The 2,397-nt window shown below is 65.6% G+C and carries 2 protein-coding genes; one reads left to right on the forward strand and one right to left on the reverse strand.

The annotated features are described in order from the left end of the window. Positions 1 to 128: 128 nt before the first annotated feature. Positions 129 to 1,157, reverse strand: a complete 1,029-nt coding sequence (locus AC1D00_RS36680) for an AraC family transcriptional regulator (RefSeq protein ID WP_477014033.1) — start codon at positions 1,155 to 1,157, stop codon at positions 129 to 131. A 147-nt stretch (positions 1,158 to 1,304) separates the two neighbouring features. On the opposite strand from AC1D00_RS36680, the gene AC1D00_RS36685 reads away from it, so the two are divergent. Then, positions 1,305 to 2,397, forward strand: a 1,093-nt coding sequence (locus AC1D00_RS36685) for an isovaleryl-CoA dehydrogenase (protein ID WP_477014034.1), incomplete at its 3' end; no start/stop codon positions are given.

Consider the following 2,397-nt stretch of genomic DNA (forward strand, 5'->3'; position numbering starts at 1 on the left):
GGATAGGGGACTTCCTTGCGTGGATCGATCGGGAATTTCACAAAAGCCGAATACCAACACATTAGAAACTCACCTAACTGTGACATGTGATTTGGGAAGTCCTGCTGGGCCGCGGCCTCGCGCAGGCCTCAGCGATACCTTCCGCGAAACTCACGCGGCGACGCGCCGGTCCAGCTGCGGAAGGCGCGCGAGAAGCTCTTCTCGTTGCGGAAGCCGGCGATCTCCGCGATCCGCTTGATCGGGGTGCGGCCACGCATCAGCTCCTGCTTGGCGAGTTCGAACTTCGCTTCTTCCTTGAGATCGCGCAGCGAGGTCGCTTCCTCGCGCAGGCGCCGGTGCATGGTGCGGGTGGAGAGCGCCAGCTCGCTTGCGACATCCTCGGCGCCGAGACTGCGTCCGCGCGCGTTGCGCAGCACGCGACGCACGCGCTCGACCAGCAGCCGGTCGCGCCGATAGGGCAGCACGGTCAGCCTCAGCGCGCCCTTGAGCATGTTGTCGAGATCGGCCGGGCTGCGCGTCAGCGGCAGCGAAAGATAGTGCTTGTCGAACACGATGCGGGCGCCATTCGCATCAAAGCTCAAATGCCTGCAGAAGATCGTCGGATAGACCGAGACGTGACCCGGCTCGGCATAGGGAAACTCGGCCGCACGTAGCGCGATCGCGGAATCGACGGCCCAGCAGGAGAAGCCGAGGACATAGCGAAGCAGGGTGACGAGGCAGAATTCGCGCAAGTGACCGAGGTCGCGCTGTTCGCGAAGGGAGATGGTCGCGGTCTCATCACCAAGCGAGAGCTCGAACAGCACGTCCTCGGTCAGCAGGCGATGATGCCGGCACCAGCGTTTTAGCGCGACTTCGAGATTGGGGGCCGTGATCGAGGCACGGCACAGCATGCCATAGGTTCCCCAAGGCAGCCGGCGCGAGAACCAGCCGAGCGCCTCGTCGTCGAGCTCGCGCATGGCGTGGCCGGCCAGCGCCTCGAACTGGGCCGCCGTCACCCGTCCGTCCTGGGATCGAACGAGGTCCTCGGTGACCTGCCCCTTGCCCAACGCTTCGGCCGGATCCCGCCCATAAAGGGCATAGGCGGCAACCACGCCGCGGACGAAGGCGGCTGGGGTCATGGCGCGGCGGGGCGTCGCGGTTGCGGCTTGGAACGGCATGAAAAATCCTCGCCAAACTTGGCGGAAAATGCAACCTTTTCGACCGCCATGACGCCTGGGCGGGGGTAGGTTCGGACCCGACAAGAATACGGAGGAATCGCCTTGAACATCCCGAGCATCGATTTCGATCTGGGCGAAGACATCAGCATGCTGCGCGATACGCTGCGCGCCTTCGTGGAGGCGGAGATCGCCCCCCGCGCCGCCGAGATCGAGAAGGCCAATCTGTTCCCGGCGGACCTCTGGAAGCGCCTTGGCGACCTCGGCCTGCTCGGCATGACCGCACCGGAGCAATATGGCGGCTCCAACATGGGCTATCTCGCCCATATCGTCGCCATGGAGGAGATTTCGCGCGGCTCGGCGGCCGTGGGGCTCTCCTACGGCGCCCACTCCAACCTCTGCGTCAACCAGATCCGCCGCAACGGCAGTGACGCGCAGCGGCAGCGCTATCTGCCGAAACTGATCTCCGGCGAGTATGTCGGCGCCCTCGCGATGTCCGAGCCCGGCGCCGGCTCCGACGTCGTCTCGATGAAGCTGCGCGCCGACAAGCGCGGCGATCGTTACGTGCTCAACGGCTCCAAGATGTGGATCACCAATGGCGGCGATGCCGACGTGCTGGTCGTCTACGCCAAGACCGATCCGGAGGCCGGCCCGCGCGGCATGACCGCCTTCCTGGTCGAGAAGGGCTTCAAGGGGTTCACCCACGGCCAGCATCTCGACAAGCTCGGCATGCGCGGCTCCAACACCTATCCGTTGTTCTTCGACGAGTGCGAGGTGCCGGAAGAGAATGTGCTCGGCAAGGTGGGCGAGGGCGTCAAGGTGCTGATGTCCGGCCTCGACTATGAGCGCACGGTGCTGTCGGGCGGCCCGCTCGGGATCATGGCGGCCTGCATGGACGCGGTGGTGCCCTACATGCACGAGCGCAAGCAGTTCGGCCAGCCGATCGGCGACTTCCAGCTGATGCAGGGAAAGCTCGCCGACATGTATGCGACCTGGCAGGCCACGCGCGCCTATGTCTATGCGGTGGGGCGCGCCTGCGACCGCGCCGACCATGCGCGGACCCTGCGCAAGGATGCCGCGGCGGCGATCCTCTATTCCGCGGAGAAGGCGACGTGGATGGCGGGCGAGGCGATTCAGGCGCTCGGCGGCGTCGGCTACACATCCGAATTTCCGGTCGGACGTCTGTGGCGCGACGCCAAGCTCTACGAGATCGGCGCGGGCACATCGGAGGTCCGCCGCATGC

Source organism: Bradyrhizobium sp. P2_E8 (genome assembly GCF_056403875.1).